This is a genomic window from Paraburkholderia jirisanensis, from assembly GCF_054782355.1.
In genome coordinates, this window is record NZ_BAAGSQ010000013.1 from 116,174 (window position 1) to 127,870 (window position 11,697).

Annotated in this window: 12 protein-coding genes; 9 read left to right on the plus strand and 3 right to left on the minus strand. The window is 64.3% G+C overall.

Going from position 1 to position 11,697, the window contains the following annotated elements; genetic code table 11:
- Window positions 1-14 precede the first annotated feature (14 nt).
- Genes ACYVNQ_RS08630 through ACYVNQ_RS08640 form a run of 3 tightly spaced genes read left to right on the plus strand, consistent with a single transcriptional unit; the run spans window position 15 to window position 3,336 of the window.
- Window positions 15-1,067: a DUF1028 domain-containing protein gene (locus ACYVNQ_RS08630; RefSeq protein WP_460902079.1), complete on the plus strand. Its 1,053-nt coding sequence runs from the start codon at window positions 15-17 to the stop codon at window positions 1,065-1,067.
- Entirely contained in the window at window positions 1,064-2,461 is a 1,398-nt protein-coding gene (locus ACYVNQ_RS08635) for an amidase (protein ID WP_460902080.1), read from the plus strand. The genes ACYVNQ_RS08630 and ACYVNQ_RS08635 overlap by 4 nt, the downstream gene beginning before the upstream one ends.
- The gene (locus tag ACYVNQ_RS08640; RefSeq protein ID WP_460902081.1) at window positions 2,458-3,336 is read left to right on the plus strand and encodes a nitrilase family protein; all 879 of its coding nucleotides are present in this window, start codon (window positions 2,458-2,460) and stop codon (window positions 3,334-3,336) included. Before ACYVNQ_RS08635 ends, ACYVNQ_RS08640 begins: the two co-directional genes overlap by 4 nt.
- Window positions 3,337-3,451: 115 nt before the next feature.
- Here the strand turns inward: ACYVNQ_RS08640 and ACYVNQ_RS08645 are convergent, their stop codons facing one another.
- Window positions 3,452-3,760 (minus strand): pentapeptide repeat-containing protein, encoded by a 309-nt coding sequence (locus ACYVNQ_RS08645; RefSeq protein WP_460902169.1) that lies wholly within the window; start codon window positions 3,758-3,760, stop codon window positions 3,452-3,454.
- 101 nt (window positions 3,761-3,861) lie between these two features.
- Between ACYVNQ_RS08645 and ACYVNQ_RS08650 the strand changes: the two genes are divergently transcribed.
- Window positions 3,862-4,647, plus strand: a complete 786-nt coding sequence (locus ACYVNQ_RS08650) for a DUF72 domain-containing protein (RefSeq protein ID WP_460902170.1) — start codon at window positions 3,862-3,864, stop codon at window positions 4,645-4,647.
- Between the two features lie 11 nt (window positions 4,648-4,658).
- On the opposite strand, the gene ACYVNQ_RS08655 is transcribed toward ACYVNQ_RS08650, so the two are convergent.
- Window positions 4,659-5,078, minus strand: a complete 420-nt coding sequence (locus ACYVNQ_RS08655; RefSeq protein ID WP_460902082.1) for a YkgJ family cysteine cluster protein — start codon at window positions 5,076-5,078, stop codon at window positions 4,659-4,661.
- A gap of 368 nt (window positions 5,079-5,446) precedes the next feature.
- On the opposite strand from ACYVNQ_RS08655, the gene ACYVNQ_RS08660 reads away from it, so the two are divergent.
- The 5 genes from ACYVNQ_RS08660 (at window position 5,447) to ACYVNQ_RS08680 (ending at window position 10,535) form a co-directional block, all read left to right on the plus strand.
- Window positions 5,447-5,794, plus strand: a complete 348-nt coding sequence (locus ACYVNQ_RS08660) for a hypothetical protein (protein ID WP_460902083.1) — start codon at window positions 5,447-5,449, stop codon at window positions 5,792-5,794.
- An 87-nt stretch (window positions 5,795-5,881) separates the two neighbouring features.
- On the plus strand, window positions 5,882-7,123 hold the full coding sequence (gene hpnI / locus ACYVNQ_RS08665) for a bacteriohopanetetrol glucosamine biosynthesis glycosyltransferase HpnI (protein WP_460902084.1): 1,242 nt from the start codon (window positions 5,882-5,884) through the stop codon (window positions 7,121-7,123).
- A 57-nt stretch (window positions 7,124-7,180) separates the two neighbouring features.
- Window positions 7,181-8,602: a hopanoid biosynthesis associated radical SAM protein HpnJ gene (gene hpnJ / locus ACYVNQ_RS08670; protein ID WP_460902085.1), complete on the plus strand. Its 1,422-nt coding sequence runs from the start codon at window positions 7,181-7,183 to the stop codon at window positions 8,600-8,602.
- A 26-nt stretch (window positions 8,603-8,628) separates the two neighbouring features.
- Window positions 8,629-9,459 (plus strand): hopanoid biosynthesis-associated protein HpnK, encoded by an 831-nt coding sequence (gene hpnK / locus ACYVNQ_RS08675; protein ID WP_460902171.1) that lies wholly within the window; start codon window positions 8,629-8,631, stop codon window positions 9,457-9,459.
- Window positions 9,456-10,535, plus strand: a complete 1,080-nt coding sequence (locus ACYVNQ_RS08680; RefSeq protein ID WP_460902086.1) for a lysylphosphatidylglycerol synthase domain-containing protein — start codon at window positions 9,456-9,458, stop codon at window positions 10,533-10,535. The genes hpnK and ACYVNQ_RS08680 overlap by 4 nt, the downstream gene beginning before the upstream one ends.
- A 20-nt stretch (window positions 10,536-10,555) precedes the next feature.
- On the opposite strand, the gene ACYVNQ_RS08685 is transcribed toward ACYVNQ_RS08680, so the two are convergent.
- The gene (locus tag ACYVNQ_RS08685) at window positions 10,556-11,695 is read right to left on the minus strand and encodes a lipocalin-like domain-containing protein (RefSeq protein WP_460902087.1); all 1,140 of its coding nucleotides are present in this window, start codon (window positions 11,693-11,695) and stop codon (window positions 10,556-10,558) included.
- Window positions 11,696-11,697: the final 2 nt, after the last annotated feature.

The following is an 11,697-nucleotide window of genomic DNA, read 5'->3' on the forward strand; positions in this document are numbered from 1 at the left end:
CGAGGGAATCCGTCATGACTTTTTCCATCGTCGCGCGCTGTGCGCAAACCGGCGCGTTAGGCGTGGCTGTGAGCACTGCGGTGCCTGCGGTGGGTGCGATGTGCATCTACATACGCCCGGGCGTCGGCGCAGTATCGACGCAATCGTGGGTCAATCCGTATCTCGCGTTGCATGCACTCGAGCGGCTCGAGCAGGGTGGCACCGCGCAACACGCGCTTGACGATGTGTTACGCAGCGACCCGGCCGCGGCGTTGCGGCAGATCGGTATCGTCGACGGCGCCGGGCACGCGGCGGTGTGGACCGGGCCGCAATGCACCGGGTGGGCCGGCCAGCGCAGCGGCGCGGCGTACACGATCCAGGGCAACATGCTGACCGGCGCGGCCACGCTCGATGCGATGCAGGCCGCGTATGAAACGAGCGATAGTTGTGCGCTCGAGGAGCGGCTGATGCGCGCGCTCGAAGCCGGCCAGGCGGCGGGCGGCGACAAGCGCGGCCGACAGTCGGCGGCACTCAAGGTGATGCGCGACGAAGCCTATGCGAGCGTCGACTTGCGCGTCGATGAACATCCGGATCCGGTTGCGGAATTGCGGCGCGTATTCGAAGTGGCGCGGCTGCAGGTCGCACCGTTCATCGCCGGCATGCCGACACGCGACGACCCGGGCCGCTCGCCGCCGCCGGAAGTCGCGCAGATGTTGCTTGCATCGCCTGCCCAGCGTCCTGGGGCGCAACTGCAAGCGCAAGTGCTCGCCGGTTACGCGCCAGGCAGCGACGGCGCGCCAGGTCATAACGAAGCAGTGGCGCAACCCGGCAACGAGCAGCAGGACGCACGCGTGCTGTCCCGTTGGCTCGGCGCGGAGTTTGCCACGCAGCGGGTCGCGCACAACCTTGCGGTCTATCGTTCGATCTTCGAAGAGATCAGCAAGCTGCGCACGCTCGATCTTGCCGCGCAGCATCCCGCTATCGTGTTCGACCTCGCGCGCGCCTATGGCCGCAGCGATAGCGCAGTGCAGGGCGCCAATCAACCAGGCGCGGACGCGCTCAACACCGGCCGCACGGAGTCTCGATGAACGACGATCTGACCGCACTGGCCGCTCGCATTGCCGCCGGCGATCAATCTCCGGTGGATGTGCTGCAAACGCTGCACGAGCGCATCGCCGCACACGACGAACAGATTCTCGCATTCGAATGCCTGAACCCTGACGCACAGGCGCAAGCCGCGCAATGTGCGGACCAGCTCGCGCGCGGCATTCGCCGTGGGCCGCTGCATGGCGTGCCGATCGCGATCAAGGACAACTACCTGACCGCCGAGATGCCGACCACGGCGGGCAGCCACGCGCCCGGCTACACGTTCGCGCGTGAAGACTCGGCGGCGGTCGCGCGATTGCGGGCCGCCGGCGCGGTGCTGATCGGCAAAACCCGTACGCACGAATTCGCGTGGGGCACTGAAACACCGCCGACCCGCAATCCATGGGACCTGTCGCGCATTCCCGGTGGTTCGAGCGGCGGCTCGGGCGCTGCGCTTGCCGCGGGGTTCGCGTATGGTGCGCTCGGTTCCGATACCGGCGGCTCGATCCGCATTCCGGCCAGCCTGTGCGGCGTGGTCGGACTCAAGCCGAGCTTCGGCCGCATAAGCCGCGTCGGCATCGTGCCGCACAGCTGGTCGCTCGATCATGCGGGGCCGCTCGCGCTGTCGGTGCGCGATGCCGCGTTGCTGCTGAACGTGCTGGCCGGCTTCGATGCACGCGACCCCGGCAGTGCCGACGTACCGGTGCCGGATTTCACCGCGCAGCTGAGCGCAGGCGTCGCGGGCTTGCGTATCGGTGTGTGCCGCAATCACTTCTTCGGCGCGAATGAAGCGGACGTCGAAGCACGCGTCGAACAGGCGATCGCGGATCTCGCCGCGCTTGGCGCAACCATCGTCGAGTTCGAGGTGCCGAATCTGCAATACGGTCTCGGCGCAATCTACGCGATCGAGCTCGCTTCGTCGAGCGCGTATCACGACCTCGGCTTGCAGCGTGGCGCGAGCGAAGCGATGGCCGACGACGTGCGTACGCTGGTCGAAATCGGCCGGCTCGTGACGGCAGCCGATTATCTGAAAGCCGAGCAGTTGCGCACGCTTCTGATCGACGATTTCAAGGCGGTGTTTGCGGGCGTCGATGTGATCGTGACGCCGGCGTCGCCTGTCACTGCATGGCAGCGTGGCCAGGCCAGCGTGGTGACTGGCGGCCTCGAAGAGAGCCCGCTGGCGGCGTCGTGGCGGCTTACCTATCCGTTCAACCTGACTGGCTTGCCGGCGCTGTCGCTGCCGTGCGGCTTCGACACGCGTGGCTTGCCGGTCGGCTTGCAGATTGCGGGCAAGCCGTTCGATGAAGCGACCGTGCTGCGTGTCGCGCAGGCTTATGAAAACATCCACCGGTGGCACGAACGACGCGCGCCGGTGCCACGGAGCGAGACACCATGAGCGCAGGGAACGAGAGCCGCGTCAAGCTGACGGGCAAGGCGACGTGCAGCGTCGCATGTATCCAGATGCAGCCGGAGGTGGGCGCGAAAGCACGCAACGTCGCACATGCGACCGAGCTGATCATGCAGGCGCATGCGCGCGGTGCGCAACTGATCGTGCTGCCCGAGCTGTGCAATTCGGGCTACGTGTTCGAATCGCGCGAAGAAGCATTTGCGCTCGCGGAGCCGTTCGATGGCGGTGCGACGATCGAAGCCTGGGCGGCGCTGGCCGCGCGTCTGAACGTGACGCTTGTTGCGGGCTATGCGGAGCGTGCCGGCGACGTGCTGTACAACGCTGCCGCGGTGATCGGGCCGCAGCGTGTGTTGGGCAACTACCGCAAGCTGCATCTGTGGGGCGACGAGAATCTTTTCTTCGAGCCGGGCGATCTTGGCGTGCCGGTGTTCGACACGCCGTTCGGGCGCGTTGCGTGCGCGATCTGCTATGACATCTGGTTCCCCGAAGTGTTTCGTCTGGCTTCGGGCGGTGGTGCGGACCTGTTGTGCGTGCCGACCAACTGGGTGCCGATGCCCGGGCAGCCCGCGCATCTGCCGGTGATGGCGAACCTGCTGGCGATGAGCGGTGCGCATTCGAACGGGTTGTGCGTGGCCGCTGCAGACCGTGTGGGCAATGAACGGGGGCAACCGTTTCTTGGCTGCAGCGTGATTGTGGATGCGTGTGGCTGGCCGGTTGCGGGACCTGCCAGCGCGACCGACGAGGAGATCCTGATGGCGGAGTTGAACCTTGGCGATGCGCGCCGGAACCGGCAGTTGAACACGTTCAATCATGTGCTGCGTGACCGGCGGCCGGCGGTGTATCGGCCGATTGCGCAAGATTGAGGGTGGGGGCGGGTCGGCAACCGGCTCGATTCTCTGATGACGCGTGTTTTCCCGCTGCTGCACGCCGGTGCAATTCGCTACACTTGAGCGAATCGCACCCATGGGGAGACAGCAATCATGGCAACACGCAAGATGGCAGGCGCGAAGACGGCGTCGGTGAAGACGGCATCGGTGAAGAAGCCGGGCGCTGCGAAGACGCCTGCTGTGAAGACCTCTGCGACAAAGACCTCTGCAGCGAAGACCCCCGCAGCGAAGACCCCTGCAGCGAAGACCCCTGCAGCGAAGACCCCTGCAGCGAAGACCCCTGCAGCGAAGACCCCTGCAGCGAAGACCCCTGCAGCGAAGACCCCTGCGGCAAAGACTCCTGCGGCGAAGACCCCCGCAGCGAAGACCCCCGCAGCCAAGACCACAACTCCCCCCGCACCAGCCAAGTCGCCCAAAACAGCCCACCCCAAGCCTACACACAACCCGCCACACGACACCCCAACCGCCGCGCGCACCACCCGAACCAGCACCGCAGGCGAGATCCGCATCGGCATCGGCGGCTGGACCTTCGAGCCGTGGCGCGGCGTGTTCTATCCCGAAGGTCTGACGCAAAAGCGCGAACTCGAATACGCCAGCCGCCAGCTGACGTCGATCGAGATCAACGGCACGTTCTACGGTTCGCAAAAGCCCGAATCGTTTGCAAAGTGGCACGACGAAACGCCGGACGATTTCGTATTCGCGCTAAAGGCGCCGCGTTTTGCCACGCATCGCCGCGTACTCGCGGAAGCTGGCGAATCGATCGAGCGCTTCGTCGCAAGCGGTATCCTCGAACTGCGCGACAAGCTAGGTCCGATCAACTGGCAGTTCGCCCCCACCAAGCAATTCGATGCGCAAGACTTCGACGCGTTTCTCGCGTTATTACCGCAACAGGCAGGCGGCCGCGCACTGCGGCACGCTGTCGAGGTGCGGCACGAAAGCTTTCGCAATCCAGAATTCGTTGCGCTCGCACGCAAACATCGCGTGGCCATCGTGATGGCGGGCGACTCGAAGTACCTGCAGATCGCCGACGTGACCGCGCCGTTCGTCTACGCGCGCATCATGGGCACTTCCGATGCTCATAAGCAAGGCTACGACGCCGCCGCACTCGGCAGATGGACGGCGCATGCCCGGACGTGGGCGGCAGGCGGCACGCCCGCTGGGCTCGAAACAGTTGGAGAGAACCCGGCGGCGCACGAAGCGCGCGACGTGTTTCTATACGTGATCAGCGGCCACAAGGTGCATAACCCGGCGGCCGGCGTTGCGCTGATCGAACGCCTGAAACGTTAGACGTAGCTGGCCTACACCAGCAGTACGTCTAACAGCGGCAAGCCGGCCTTGCTGCGCAGGCGCTGGCAATCCGGGTTAGGCAAACCGTCGTCGTTCCACACGCGAAACTCACGGCATGGCGTCGGTCGCTGCTCATAGATGCCGCAGTGCACGCCGGCCTGCCCGACTTCGCCGCGTAGGGCGATGCAGCGGCCATGACCTGCTTCGGTACCCTTCATGCACACGATGAACGCGTTGACGCGGCTCACCAGTTCGTCGGGCACGGTGCCGCCGGGCGCGCTGGCCATCTCGCCCATATACATCGACACGCGGAAATGCTGGCAGCACGCACCGCAGGACAAGCAGGGGTTGGCATCGTCGTCGGCCATATCCGCGAATACACGGTTGTCGGTCTGGATTTCGAGCAATTGAATCGACTTGTGGTGCGGCATTCCTCTACACCGTTCCTTGAGCAAAACGCGGGCTGCCCAAGCTTAGTATTTCCAGTGTCGCCACCGCATAAGATTCGCGTAAAAACATGCGGCGAAAAATCTAAACGCGAAGCAAACAAGCGTCTGAGCGAGGCGTCGCAGGTTCCGCTACACGTGCTGCCACAGGTCTTGCCGCATGTCTGTTCCGGCAAAACGCCCGCCTTATCCAGAACGCTTAATCTTCCCTTCAGGTTTGGCCGCTAGCATGACTCGATCATGTGCGGTGCCGCTGCGATGCGCGAAAAAGAGCGCAGTGTGCGACCGTCAACGTAACGCAATAAAGCAGAAAGAGAATCGTCACGTCTCGCGCTTCGCATTCTGCAAGGACCATGAAACAAACCACGATCCAGATGCTGCGTGCTCATTTGATGGCCGCTTCGCTATGCGCGGTGTGCATCGAATTCGGCATGGCGATCGCACATCTGTGCGGCGTCGCGGATCAACGCTTTCAGAATGCTTCTTTCAAGCTCGCGGGCCTGGTGTTCATCGCGGGCTGCGTGGCTGTCGTGCGCTGCATTGCGCAACTCGCCTTCGATGCAGCGGAGAAGCACCACTACGCTACGCGAGCGGGGCCACGCTGCGAAATCGTGCGTGTTTCGGTAAGCTGCCCGTGGCTAGCGCTAGTGGTGCTTCATCTGCGCTTCACATGCAAACCTTACGCTTTCGTGGATCGGTAAACACGAGGCTATTTCGATGTTTGTCATATCAACAATGATGCTCCGTGCGATTACCGATACACGGCGATTCATACAGGCGTCATGCCAATGACCACGCATTGGACTGCCTGTGCGCAGTGGCTACTCATGGCGATCTGCTGGAGCGCGATGCTCTATGCAGCGTTTGCGTCCGGCCTGATGCGCCAGCGCAATTCGGCCGAACGCAAGCGCCGCGCGCAACGTGCGCCGGCCCGCCCGCTGCCCGGCGCGATCAGCATCCTGAAGCCGCTGTGCGGCGCGGAGCCGCGCCTCTACGAAAACCTGGCAAGCTTCTGCGAGCAGACCCATCCCTGCTTTCAGTTGCTGTTCGGCGTATCGTCGCCGCACGATCCTGCGATCGCGATCGTCGAACGCTTGCAGGCCGCTTACCCGCATTGCGATATCGATCTCGTGATCGATGCGCGCGTACATGGCAGCAATCTGAAAGTCAGTAACCTGATCAATCTGGCCGAACGCGCGCGCTACGACCTGCTTGTGATTGCCGACAGCGACATCGCCGTCGAACCCGATTATCTGCAGCGCGTCTGTGCACCGCTCGCCGATCCGCGAGTCGGCGTAGTGACCTGCCTGTATCGTGCAAGCGGCGTCGCCGGCTTCTGGTCGCGGGTCGGCGCGCTGTTCGTCAACGAATGGTTTCTGCCTTCGGTACTGGTTGCGCACGCGTCGGGTTCGCGCAAGTTCGGCTTCGGCGCGACGCTCGCGCTGTGGCTCGCGACGTTCGAACAGATCGGCGGTTTCGAGTCGCTAAAGAACTGCCTTGCGGACGATTACCGGCTGACCGAACAGGTGCGCCGCCTCGGCCTGCAGACCGTGCTGTCCGATGTGGTCGTCGCCACCGACGTGATCGAAACCGGCTTTGCCGCGCTCTGGCAGCGCGAAACGCGCTGGCTGCGCACGATCCGCTCGGTCAACCCGGTGGGCTTCGCGTTCCTGTTTGTTACGTTCACGTCGCCGTGGATCGTGCTGGGCGCCCGTCTTGGGGAATCCTTTCGTGCGGATGCGGGATCTGCGACGGCTGCGGCGACGATGTCGGCCGTCGCGCTGATCGGCGTGGCGGCGCGTGTGTTGATGCATGCCAATAGCTCGCACAGTCTGCGTGCTTTCTGGCGCGATCTTCCGCTGCTGCCGCTACGCGATGCATTGCTGTCGCTGCAGTGGCTGGCTAGCGGTTTCGGCTCGTATGTGATCTGGCGCGGCGCGCGCGTGCCCGTCGCGCTCGATGCCGGGCAAGCCGACGCAGCCGAACTCGACGCCACTACCGATGTGCTTGAAGTTTCCGATGGCAGATAAAGCGCGATCCATGCGTACATACCTGAAAAACCCGATTAAACGCAGGTCGGAGTGAAGATGAAAACATTGTTCTTGCAAGCGCCGTCGTATGACGGCTTCGATGGCGGCGCCGGTTCGCGCTACCAGGCCAAGCGTGAGATCCGTTCGTTCTGGTACCCGACGTGGCTCGCGCAGCCGGCCGCGCTGGTGCCGGATAGCCGCGTGCTGGATGCCCCAGCCGATGGCCTGTCGGTGCAGGCGGCGCTCGACATTGCGCAGCAATACGAACTGGTCGTCATTCACACCAGCACGCCGTCGTTTCCGACCGATGCGCTGTTCGCGCAAGACCTGAAGGCGCGCAAGCCGAACGTGCTGATCGGCATGGTCGGCGCGAAGGTCGCAGTCGATCCGCACAACTCGCTGACTGCCAGCGAAGCGATCGATTTCGTGTGCCGCGAGGAATTCGATTTCACCTGCAAGGAAGTGGCCGAAGGCAAGCCATTCGCGCAGATTCAGGGCTTGAGCTATCGCGCGCCGGACGGCTCGATCGAACACAACGAAGCGCGGCCGATTCTCGAAGATATGGACGCGCTGCCGTTCGTCGCGCCGGTTTATCAGCGCGACCTGAAGATCGACAATTATTTCATCGGCTATCTGAAGCATCCGTACGTGTCGATCTACACCGGCCGCGGTTGCCGTTCGCGCTGCACGTTCTGCCTGTGGCCGCAAACGGTAGGCGGCCATCGCTACCGCACGCGCTCGGTCGACAACGTGCTGGAAGAGGTGAAGTGGATTCGCGACAACATGCCGGAAGTAAAGGAGATCATGTTCGACGACGATACCTTCACCGACTTCAAGCCGCGCGTCGAAGAAATCGCACGCGGTCTCGGCAAGCTGGGTGTCACGTGGTCGTGCAATGCGAAGGCGAACGTGCCGTATTCGACGCTGAAAATCATGAAGGAAAACGGCCTGCGCCTGCTGCTGGTCGGTTACGAATCCGGCGACGACCAGATCCTGCTGAACATCAAGAAGGGCCTGCGCACCGACATCGCGCGGCGCTTTAGCGAAGACTGCCGCAAGCTTGGCATCAAGATTCACGGTACCTTTATTCTCGGCCTGCCCGGCGAGACCAAAGAGACGATCGAGAAGACCATCACCTACGCGAAAGACATCAACCCGCATACGATCCAGGTATCGCTTGCTGCGCCGTATCCCGGCACGACGCTGTACAAGCAGGCAGTCGATAACGGCTGGCTTGAAGAGAACAAGGTGATCAACCTCGTCAGCAAGGAAGGCGTGCAACTGGCCGCAATCGGCTATCCGCACCTGTCGCGCGAGGAGATTTATCACGACCTCGAGCGCTTCTATAAGCAGTTTTATTTCCGGCCGGCGAAGATCTGGGAAATCGTCAGCGAGATGCTGCTGAGCTGGGACATGATGAAGCGGCGTCTGCGCGAAGGGGTTGAGTTCTTCCGCTTCCTGAGGGCGCACGAGGCGTGAGCAGCGTGCTGGTCACGCCGCAGCAGATGAACCGCGCGCTGATCTTCACCGCCGACGATTTCGGCCTGCATGAACGCGTCAACGATGCGGTCGAGCGCGCGCATCTGCATGGCGTTCTGACCGCGGCGAGCCTGATGGTCGGCGCACCGGCCGCGTGCGATGCGATCGACCGCGCGCGGCGCTTGCCGGAGTTGCGCGTCGGCCTGCATCTGGTGCTCGCCGATGGCGAGTCGACGCTGCCGCACCAGGCGATTCCCGCGCTGGTCGATGCCGACGGCCGTTTCGGCGACCGGATGGTGCGCGACGGCTTTCGTTTTTTCTTTCTGCCCTATGTGCGCGAGCAACTCGCGCAGGAAATCCGCGCGCAATTCGAGGCGTTTCGCCGCACCGGTCTCGTGCTCGACCATGTGAATACGCACAAGCATTTCCATCTGCACCCGACCGTGCTGTCGATGATTCTCGAGATCGGCCGCGACTACGGCATGCGTGCGATGCGGCTGCCCTACGAAGCCGATTCGCCGGCATGGATCAAGCCGTGGATGGCAAACGTACGCGCGCGGTTAAAGCGCGCGGGCGTTGCGCATAACGACTACGTGGTCGGCATCGCGCAAACCGGCCGCATGGATGAGGCGGTGCTGCTCGATACAATCGCGCGTCTGCCGGACGGCGTCGGCGAGATTTATTGCCATCCGGCGACGCCGGGTGAAGGCGTGCTTACCGAAGGGATGCGCACCTACCGCCATGCCGATGAACTGGATGCGCTGCTGTCGCCGCGCGTCGCGTCGGCGTTGCGTGCGGCGGGGGCGCGGCGCGGTGGCTTTTGCGACGTGTTTGCGCGAGGCACAGTGCTGTCATGAAGTGGCTGCGCTGGCTGGGCCTGCCGGTCGGCATCGCGATTCTGGTGGCGATGACGCTCAACGTGAAGCTTGGCGACGCGCTGCAGATGATCGGGCAGGCCGGTTTTGCACTGCTGCTGCTGATTCCGCTGCATGCGTTGCCATTGCTGCTCGATGCGCGGGGTTGGCATGTACTGCTCGGGCGGCGCGCTTCGCTGGTTTTTTTATGGTGGGTCGCGACGGTGCGCGAAGCGGTGAACCGGCTGCTGCCGGTGGCGGGCATCGGCGGCGAAGTGGTCGGCATTCGTCTTGCACAATGGCGTGTGCCGGACAGCAGCGGCGTGGCTGCTTCGGTGATCGTCGAGGTGGTCGTGACGCTCGCCGTGCAGTATGTGTTCTCTGCTATCGGCGTGGTGTTGATCGTTGCCTCGGCGCAAAGCGGCGACGCATGGATGGCGATCGTGCTCGGCCTCGTGCTGGCGCTGCCGGTACCGGTGACCTTGATCGTGCTGATGCGGCGTGGCGGCGTGTTCGCGACCGTCGAGCGCTTCGCGAAGCGGCTGTTCGGCACATCGCACCCGGTGTTGCAGCGGATCGACGGCGAGCGGCTCGATGCCGATATCAACGCGCTGATGCTGCGCACCGGCATGCTACTGCGCGTGTTCTCGTGGCAGCTCGCGGGCTACGTGGCCGGCGCGCTGGAGACCTGGATTGCGCTTGCGCTGCTGCGGCATCCGGTGTCGGTGGGCGGCGCTGTCGCGATCGAGGCGATCACGCAGGCGGTGCGGCATGTGGCGTTCTTCGTGCCGGCCGGGCTCGGCGTGCAGGAAGCAGCGGTCGTGCTGCTCGCGCGGCTGTTCGGCGTCGACCACAATGCGGCGTTGTCGCTGGCGTTTATCAAGCGGATGCGCGAAGTGAGCTTCGGCTGTCTGGCACTGATCTCTTGGCAGTGTGCGGAGTTGTGGCGACGCGTGGGTGAAAAGCGCGTGGGCGAACATTGCATTGATGACAGCGGTGTCAATGAACACCGCGTGGCTTCTGTGCGTGCCGCTGCGACGCGCGTGGAGACCGCGACAGCGGTGACGCCCGAGCGTTGAGCAACGGGACCGCGCCACTACTAAAACTCCAGCTTCTCCACGTACCCCGTCAACTCGAGATAACCGCGCCCGATTTTCTGCGCCGCGCTGCGGCCATCGCTCGCCGGCCGTGCCACCGTCACCGCGCCTTCCCAATACACCGCACCGGTGCTCGCGCGGCTGTCCACTTCCTGATCGTCGAACAGCGGCGTCAGCACCAGCTGCAAGCCGCCCGCATCGACGCGCATCGCCACCGGATAGCGTGCATCCGTATGCGGCGAGCGCCACCAGCGCAGCGGCGTAAAGCTCACTTCGTGCTGCGCGAGTTCGCGCGTCGCACCGTGCGCATCGCGCAGCGTGCCGCCGCCCCAAAACGTATGGCCGGCCTTGTCGCGAATGCGGATGGCCATCAGCGCGCTGCCGTCGTCGAGATTGAGGCCGACCCAGTCCCAGCCTACCGCCTGTTCGGCAAGCAAGGCCGACGACCACTCATGGTCGAGCCACGCGCTGCCGCTGATCGGCTCCGGCTTGCCGCCTGCGCGGCGGTTGCGCGTCAGCGTGCCTGCCACGCGCAGTGCGGGTTCGCTGTAGTAGAAGCTCGCCTGATCAGGCAGCGGGCCTTTGCGGCTCACGCCTTGCGTGCCGTTTAGCAGTACGGGCTGGGTAGCCTGCATCGTGAACGCGAACGCGAAGTCTGCGGCGGCGATCTCCACGCGATAGACGCTGCCGCCGTTTGCTGCCGCGGTACGTCGCAATGCCCAGTCGCCCAGATGCACGTCGGTGTCGGCTTCGCTCGCGTCGGCCAGACCGAAACCGCTGCGCGCCGAACGCTGGTCGAGTTGCACCGCGCCCGCGCGCGGATCGCTGAGGGCGACGTTGGCGAACAGCAGCTGGCGCGGCGCGAACGGGCTCGGGTTCGCTTCGTCCAGGTCCGGGCGCGAGCGGAAAAACGTCACCTGAAAGCCGAGCTCGGCGCCATCGGCGGTATGGAGCCAGCCGGTCGCGTACCACCACTCGGTGCGAAACGGCAGGTGTGCGCCGAAGTCGCGCGGAAACACCAGCGGATGGCCGCTCGTGACGGGCGGATAGTCCGGATGGTTTGTGCCGGCCGCGCGTGCGGGCCACGGCAACGCGAATGGCGCGAGTGCAACCGGCAGCGTGAGGAAGTAGCGTCGTTTCATCG

Coding starts and splice junctions, on each gene's coding strand:
- hpnI (WP_460902084.1), top strand. CDS start 5,882: ATGACCACGCATTGGACTGCCTGTGCGCAGTGGCTACTCATGGCGATC.
- ACYVNQ_RS08640 (WP_460902081.1), top strand. CDS start 2,458: ATGAGCGCAGGGAACGAGAGCCGCGTCAAGCTGACGGGCAAGGCGACG.
- ACYVNQ_RS08685 (WP_460902087.1), bottom strand. CDS start 11,695: ATGAAACGACGCTACTTCCTCACGCTGCCGGTTGCACTCGCGCCATTC.
- ACYVNQ_RS08660 (WP_460902083.1), top strand. CDS start 5,447: ATGAAACAAACCACGATCCAGATGCTGCGTGCTCATTTGATGGCCGCT.
- hpnJ (WP_460902085.1), top strand. CDS start 7,181: ATGAAAACATTGTTCTTGCAAGCGCCGTCGTATGACGGCTTCGATGGC.
- ACYVNQ_RS08655 (WP_460902082.1), bottom strand. CDS start 5,078: ATGCCGCACCACAAGTCGATTCAATTGCTCGAAATCCAGACCGACAAC.
- ACYVNQ_RS08630 (WP_460902079.1), top strand. CDS start 15: ATGACTTTTTCCATCGTCGCGCGCTGTGCGCAAACCGGCGCGTTAGGC.
- ACYVNQ_RS08680 (WP_460902086.1), top strand. CDS start 9,456: ATGAAGTGGCTGCGCTGGCTGGGCCTGCCGGTCGGCATCGCGATTCTG.
- ACYVNQ_RS08635 (WP_460902080.1), top strand. CDS start 1,064: ATGAACGACGATCTGACCGCACTGGCCGCTCGCATTGCCGCCGGCGAT.
- hpnK (WP_460902171.1), top strand. CDS start 8,629: ATGAACCGCGCGCTGATCTTCACCGCCGACGATTTCGGCCTGCATGAA.